We start from the raw sequence: 6,476 nt of genomic DNA, 5'->3' as shown, positions 1-6,476 counted from the left end.
TTAGAGCAGATTTGGATGAGTTGGAGGGGATGTTATCTTAGTTTGGGATCGTGATATGGATTTATTTGGGCGATCGCCATACAATTAAGTCAAATTAAAGGAGGTTCGGTTATGGGTTTAGAATTGGCGCTAGAACGGATTACAATAGATTCCGATATTTGTCACGGAAAGCCTTGCATTCGCGGTTTGCGCTATCCGGTTGAGTTTATTTTGGAGTTGTTGAGTTCGGGGATGACAATGGATGAGATACTAATGGATTATGAAGATTTAGAACGGGACGATCTTTTTGCGGCTTTGACTTTTGCGATGAGGTTAACGCAGGTTAAAAGTATTTATCAGGTTAAGGGATGAAGTTTTTAATTGATGCTCAATTACCTCGAAGATTGGTGAGAATTTTTCTCGATGCTGGTTATGAGGCAATTCATACTTTAGATTTGCCGCAACAAAATCAAACTCGGGATACAGAAATTAATCGTCTTTCTATAGAGAAAAAGTATATTGTGGTGACAAAAGATAAGGATTTTTTTGATTCTTTTTACATTTTTAAAATGCCTTATAAACTTCTTCTTGTAACGACAGGAAACATTAAAAACAATGATCTAGTTACTTTGTTCTCTAATAATTTAGAGACAATCGCAGATTTATTTGAGGATCGCGATTTTATTGAATTGAGTTGCGATCGTATTACGGTTCATTAATTATCCAATTGCTATATTTACGGAACTCCAAAGATAGAACTATAATGAATAAGGACAATCTCATTACAGATTTATTTGTTTAATTTTTGTAACCCTAAAGCAGAATCATGAATCAAAAAATCACCAACAAAAATGATATTTTTCAACGGTTGCAGGAACATCAAAAGGTGTTGATGAATTTTGGGGTGCGTCGCTGTGGTTTGTTTGGGTCGTTTCGTCGGGGGGAAGCGACGAAAAATTTACCGGCTGAGTTGAGGGCAAAATATTCTCAAGTTCCTTATAAATCAACAAATAACAAACTATTTCTTGTCAAGTTTTTTAAGGTCGGAGTTAGGACAAAGGCAAATAGCATCAAAAATAAAAACAACAGGACAACCAAAGTTTGCACTTTTTAGAATTGAAGAAATAGTAGTCCCTATTCCTCCAATTGAATTACAAAATAAATTTGAATTAATGATAAACAAAATTAACCAAAATAATATTGGATTGAAACAACACAATCAAGAATCAGAAAATCTCTTTAACTCCCTCCTGCAAAGAGCCTTCCGAATAGAAAACTATCCCGACGATAAATATGGAGCCAGTTGCCTTATTCTGGGACTTACCTCAACCAACCGTCCCCTACATATCCAGACCAGCTATCCCTCTCGTCCCTTAATTAAAATTATCACCCTCTATCAACCTACTCCCGATCTTTGGATTGAAAACTTTAGCAAAAGAAAACCATGAATAACCCAACCCTCGAAAACTTAATCGAAACTACTGTTACCTATACCCTAGAAATGAACGGTCAATTTTTCCTAATTGAAAACGTCCCCGCCCGAGTCAACCGAGACACCGGAGAAGAATATTTTTCTCCCGATACCGTTGAAAAAATCCAACAGATTATTAATGACCAACGACAACCCAGTTATTTCATTCAAACCCCTGTCTATAACTTTCTATAACTTTGCCGCATGATGCCAAACTCAAACTATCCTTTTGCCCGCGAACTCATTACCGACACCGACGGCAATATCCAAAAAGTCATCCTCAACTATCAAGACTATACCCACCTCCTAGAACTTTTAGAAGACCAAGGGCTTTATAGTGCCATGTTACCCACCCTCTCCGAAACCCCCCTCAACCGCGAACAAGCTCTAAAAATGCTCGAAGAAGAATGAAAGTTCAATACCTTCCCACCTTTATCAAAGACCTCAAAAAACTGAGAAAACAACCCGTTTACAACCAAGAGTTTATCGAATTGTTAAAAAGGATATTGAACCATGCCAGCCCGAGACTATTACCATAAAATAGTATGCAATGCCCTCAAAAAAGACGGTTGGACAATTACCCACGATCCCTATCGTCTCAAACTCGCCCGTAAAAAGAACCTGTATATCGATTTAGGTGCAGAACAACTCATCGCTGCCGAAAAAGATATTCAGAAAATCGCCGTTGAAATCAAAAGTTTTCGCAGTCCCTCAGAAATGAAAGACTTAGAAGAAGCAGTCGGTCAATTTGTCCTATACGATAGACTTTTAAGTCGCTATGAACCCGATCGCATTCTATACTTAGCCGTTCCCGAAGACACGAGAGAATCAGTTTTTGAAGAAGAAGCCGGACAAGTTTTAATTGAAGATAAAATTATTCGGCTATTTACCTTTAATATTACCCAAGAAACAATCGTCAAATGGATAACTTAACCCTAACCCTCCAACAAGCCGCCATCAAAGTCCTGCAAGATTATCGCGACTTTCTCGGCCATGACCCCGAAAGCGAACTACACCTTGTTTTTGATGAAAAAACCCATCATTACATCCTTTTAGAAACAGGTTGGCACAAAAACCAAAGAATTTACGGCAACCTCATCCACCTGCAAATTATCAACGGCAAAATCTGGATTCAACAAGACGGAACAGAAATCGGTATCGCTAACGAACTCCTCGATCGCGGCATTTCCCACCAGCAGATCGTCCTCGCCTTTAAAACCCTAGAACGCCGAAAAATTACCGATTTTGCTGTCATTTAAAACAGAATTTAGCACGATCTATTAAAATCGAAATTGATAACATTGATGAAGAAGTCGAGTTCTATCGTACAATAGAGAGCGAGGCGATCGAACCACTAACCGATAACTGAGATAATGCCCTCAAACTTCACCTTCCTCAAAACCCCCTTTCCCCAAATCTTCGACCATGCCGCCAAGGCCGAAGGACTGACCTATAGCGCCCCCCGTGCCAGTTGCTTTTATACCCGCTTCACCCTAGAACAAGCCGTAATTTGGCTCTACGCTAACGATCCCTACTTAAAACTCCCCTACGATGATAACCTCAGCACCCTCATCCACGAGAGAACCTTTCAAGAAAATCTTGCCCCTGGAATATTCCCCAAACTCCGCACTATCCAGAAAATGGGGTTTTCTCCGATACAGATGCCAATAATATCGTGGCGATCGTGCGATCTTTTAACCAAACGATTGAAGTAGAATTTGGGCTTAATGCTTAATGAACTTAAAAACATACATGGAAAGTAGGAGACGAGATCGAGTCGGCGATCGCCTCATCCCCTTCCAAAGCACTCTCTGCTTCCCCTCCTACCCACTCAGTTAGAGAAACTTCTCCTTCAAGGGGATCCGTAGGATTTAAAGGAATGCCTCCTCGTCCGACAATAACAAATTTACTGCCTTGGCGATCGAATTCTCTCGCTTCAGTCCGGTTACTCGGGCAACCTTGTCGCACTAAATTGGCAGGATCGATTAACTCCGTCGATAATTGATTTAATCCTTGAGTGGGATCGAACCCCAAGGTGGTAATATTCACGTTGCCATCCACACCAAACTCAGAACTGGCACTAATATCGCTTTCTGGGGTTAAATTGCGGAATTCTAAGCCAAAAATCCCTTGAGTGATAATGTTGATATTGCCTCCTCGTCCCGCGATCGCATTGGCAATAATATCGCTGTTCTCTTTCGGTACAGCCACGATAAAACCCGCCCTGATGTCAATATTACCGCCATTTCCCGTTCCTCCCGCTTCCGCAGAAATCAAACTATTGTGACGCATTAAGAGAATCCTTCCCACGGTTAGATCGATATTTCCTCCTTCCCCAGAGGCAGTTTGAGCGCTCAATTTGCCTTGATTAAACAGTTCGAGGTTGTTTGAGGTCAAAATCGTTAAATTTCCTGCATTGCCCGTTCCCCTACTGCTGACTGTCACCTCCCCGCCATCACTAATGTGCAAGAATCCAGCATCAATTCGCAAATTTCCCGCCGTCCCCGCACCGTCTGAGTTCGCAAAAATACCGCTTGCAACAGTTCCATCTGCCGATCGCCCGGATATTTCCACCGACTCAGAAGCGCGAATGGCAATACTTCCCCCCAAACCATCTCTTGTCGCTACCCCGATCCGCGAACCATTGCGAATTGCCAATCGTGTTGTATTAATGTTTAATCTTCCTGCATTACCGGAGCTTGGGGCATCCGCAGACATTATTGCACCATCCGAAAGAGATATATCTGTGGCATCGATCCGCAAATTTCCCGCTTCTCCAGAACCTAAAGAAGATGTTCCTAAACCCGCTTTTCCTTGTAGATCGATGCGATCGGCCTGAACGATGATCGTCCCCCCATTTCCCGTACTTTCCTCTTCCGTCGAGGCGATAATTCCTGCACCATCCCGCAGGGTTAAATGACCGGTATTAATGATTAAATTACCCGCATTCGTGGCTCCGGTTGTCAGAGAAGTGATACCCACAGTTGTTGCTCGCAGCGCGTCTAGGGTACTTTGGCTAGGATTTGGGGTAAAAGCCCCAGGAGTATTACCGATGATGGCGATCGCCTCAGAAGCATTAATTATAATATTACCAATCTTGCCGATCGCCCCATTAAAAGGCTCTGTCACGATCGCCGTTAATTTTCCCGTTACTGAATTCTGTAATTGTAGTCTTTGGGTATTAATGGTAATATCGCCAGCAGCCCCCAGATTGCTAGGCAAAGAACCAATACCGGCTCCTTCAATGAGTTGCACAGATTCAGAGGCATTAATCTGCAAAGCGCCTCCTGGTCCTGTACTCTGGTTAAGAATCCCTAATCGGCCATCTTCTGTCAGATAGAGCGATCGCGCTGTAATGTTAATATCACCGCCACCGTCGGCGGTTTTGATGCTTTGAACTGTACTATTAGCAGCACGAACTTCCCCGGCTGAGAGATTGATATCGCCACCTTGAATGATAATAGTTGCATTGGCGATCGCGATCGCGCCATCTCCACTGCGATCGCTGTCGGCAATAAGATTAACATCTAAACTATTGCTTGTGGAAGTAATATTGCCCTGCAAAATAATATTATTGGTAGCAGAGAAAGTTAAAGTTGCATCACCGCCACTGATTTTGATGATATCTGCGCCTGTATTCTGGGTTATATCTCCTGCATCGGCGAGAATCGTGACTCCCGTACCTGCATTCAGTGCCGCGTTAATATTAGCAACATCTACTAGATTAGTCCCGATCGCCCCTCCTGTGGTTGCAATGGTAACGCTGGCTGGATCGATAAGCCAAGTTCCTCCCCTTCCATTGATTGCTGACGCATCGGGGGTAGAAGTAAGCTCGATCGCCTGTTTCCCTGAAGTTTCGATGAATCCCCCGTTTCCTGAAATAACACCCCCTCTAGCGCTTAAATTGCCGCGAATAGTAGCAGTGCGATCGGCGTAAAGTATAATTTCCCCACCATCTCCAACTCGCAAACTATTCGCCTCGATCGCCGCATTTTCTGCCAATTCGATCTGCTGTGCGCGGGGTCTATTTCCTTTACCTTGGCGATCGCCACCAATGAATACATTTCCACCTCCTGTAACGTCAGAAACATCGATATGTGCATCATCCAGAATAGAGATGGTATTGCCCAAAATTTCAATAGTTCCCCCCGGTGCCACGAGATTTCCTCGATTGATGACGCGATCGCCAAATAAGGTCAAGCGCTGTCCCCTACCTACACTTAAATCCCCCTCATTGATAATATCCCCAAGAGGGTTGCTGGGATATTGAATTCCAGGTGTAATCTTCAACGCCATTAAAGGTGGGGCTTCTGGGTTCTTGGCACTGAAACTGTAGCCATTATCAAAGAGAATACCCTCAGAAGTTCCCGCCCAAAAAGAACCGTTAATATCGAGACGTGCCTTCTCTCCAAAATAGATGCCATTGGGATTAACAAAATATAAATTTGCGTTACCATTTACCCCTAATGTCCCCAAAATCTGGGAAATATTATTGCCAGTAACGCGAGTGAGAATATTGCTAATATTATCGGGATTTGTGAAATAAACCTGTTGTCCTTCAGAGACGTTAAATTCGCTGAAACTATGAAATAGATTCTCTCCTCTAACTGCCCCGCCTGCAATTGAATCAAAGAATGACTGAGGGACAAACCGTGAATTTTCTGTCCCCAAAGTGCGATCGGGGACGATCTGGGATAAAGAAGGGAGGCTATAGAGGGAGCCGAGGAATGCGGCGATCGCAAGCCATATCGCGCTTCTGGTCAAACGAACAACAAGACGTTTTTTGATATGTAAATTGAGTTTCTCTATGCTTGCCACAATTGCGAAAGGAATAAGAGAGGTATTTTCTCGTTCATCTTGAAATCTAATCTTACACTCAATCTGAATTTTCGCGAGCGATCGACATTAGGTGCATCTCAAAAAGCGAGTTAACGCCAGTCTCCTTGAATAGTAAACGCCGCCCATTTATAAGGAAACTCCCCATTTTTCCACATTTGCAACTGTGCTTCTCGCAGGGCAGAAACAG

At 43.1% G+C, this 6,476-nt stretch carries 9 protein-coding genes and 1 pseudogene; 9 read left to right on the top strand and 1 reads right to left on the bottom strand.

Annotated features, from left to right (window positions below; genetic code table 11):
• Positions 1–111: 111 nt before the first annotated feature.
• The 9 genes and pseudogenes from JUI58_RS05520 to JUI58_RS05480 form a co-directional block, all read left to right on the top strand.
• Positions 112–351: a DUF433 domain-containing protein gene (locus tag JUI58_RS05520; RefSeq protein WP_204102751.1), complete on the top strand. Its 240-nt coding sequence runs from the start codon at positions 112–114 to the stop codon at positions 349–351.
• Positions 348–698, top strand: a complete 351-nt coding sequence (locus tag JUI58_RS05515; protein WP_204102750.1) for a DUF5615 family PIN-like protein — start codon at positions 348–350, stop codon at positions 696–698. Before JUI58_RS05520 ends, JUI58_RS05515 begins: the two co-directional genes overlap by 4 nt.
• A 107-nt stretch (positions 699–805) precedes the next feature.
• Entirely contained in the window at positions 806–1,093 is a 288-nt protein-coding gene (locus tag JUI58_RS05510) for a hypothetical protein (protein ID WP_204102749.1), read from the top strand.
• Between the two features lie 58 nt (positions 1,094–1,151).
• Positions 1,152–1,427, top strand: a complete 276-nt coding sequence (locus JUI58_RS05505) for a DUF4258 domain-containing protein (RefSeq protein WP_204102748.1) — start codon at positions 1,152–1,154, stop codon at positions 1,425–1,427.
• Positions 1,424–1,645: a YgiT-type zinc finger protein gene (locus tag JUI58_RS05500; RefSeq protein ID WP_204102747.1), complete on the top strand. Its 222-nt coding sequence runs from the start codon at positions 1,424–1,426 to the stop codon at positions 1,643–1,645. Before JUI58_RS05505 ends, JUI58_RS05500 begins: the two co-directional genes overlap by 4 nt.
• Positions 1,646–1,654: 9 nt before the next feature.
• Entirely contained in the window at positions 1,655–1,861 is a 207-nt protein-coding gene (locus tag JUI58_RS05495) for a hypothetical protein (RefSeq protein ID WP_239121294.1), read from the top strand.
• 102 nt (positions 1,862–1,963) lie between these two features.
• Positions 1,964–2,383, top strand: coding sequence for an element excision factor XisH family protein (locus JUI58_RS05490; protein WP_204102746.1), 420 nt, complete (start codon positions 1,964–1,966; stop codon positions 2,381–2,383).
• Positions 2,371–2,709, top strand: a complete 339-nt coding sequence (locus tag JUI58_RS05485) for a XisI protein (RefSeq protein WP_204102745.1) — start codon at positions 2,371–2,373, stop codon at positions 2,707–2,709. Before JUI58_RS05490 ends, JUI58_RS05485 begins: the two co-directional genes overlap by 13 nt.
• Before the next feature lie 114 nt (positions 2,710–2,823).
• Positions 2,824–3,096, top strand: a pseudogene (locus JUI58_RS05480) (DUF4145 domain-containing protein); the annotation flags it as partial.
• 94 nt (positions 3,097–3,190) lie between these two features.
• Here the strand turns inward: JUI58_RS05480 and JUI58_RS05475 are convergent.
• Positions 3,191–6,268, bottom strand: coding sequence for a filamentous hemagglutinin N-terminal domain-containing protein (locus JUI58_RS05475; protein WP_204102743.1), 3,078 nt, complete (start codon positions 6,266–6,268; stop codon positions 3,191–3,193).
• Positions 6,269–6,476 lie beyond the last annotated feature (208 nt).

Origin of the sequence: Spirulina sp. CCY15215 (assembly GCF_016888125.1) — a bacterium.
GTDB lineage: Bacteria > Cyanobacteriota > Cyanobacteriia > Cyanobacteriales > Spirulinaceae > CCY15215.
The sequence above is the reverse complement of the archived record's forward strand: the minus strand, read 5'-3'. Positions and strand labels throughout refer to the sequence as shown.

Bases quoted from the DNA above. Each gene is read 5' to 3' on its own strand.
- JUI58_RS05490 (WP_204102746.1), top strand. From the start codon at position 1,964: ATGCCAGCCCGAGACTATTACCATAAAATAGTATGCAATGCCCTCAAA.
- JUI58_RS05485 (WP_204102745.1), top strand. From the start codon at position 2,371: ATGGATAACTTAACCCTAACCCTCCAACAAGCCGCCATCAAAGTCCTG.
- JUI58_RS05510 (WP_204102749.1), top strand. From the start codon at position 806: ATGAATCAAAAAATCACCAACAAAAATGATATTTTTCAACGGTTGCAG.
- JUI58_RS05500 (WP_204102747.1), top strand. From the start codon at position 1,424: ATGAATAACCCAACCCTCGAAAACTTAATCGAAACTACTGTTACCTAT.
- JUI58_RS05505 (WP_204102748.1), top strand. From the start codon at position 1,152: ATGATAAACAAAATTAACCAAAATAATATTGGATTGAAACAACACAAT.
- JUI58_RS05495 (WP_239121294.1), top strand. From the start codon at position 1,655: ATGATGCCAAACTCAAACTATCCTTTTGCCCGCGAACTCATTACCGAC.
- JUI58_RS05515 (WP_204102750.1), top strand. From the start codon at position 348: ATGAAGTTTTTAATTGATGCTCAATTACCTCGAAGATTGGTGAGAATT.
- JUI58_RS05520 (WP_204102751.1), top strand. From the start codon at position 112: ATGGGTTTAGAATTGGCGCTAGAACGGATTACAATAGATTCCGATATT.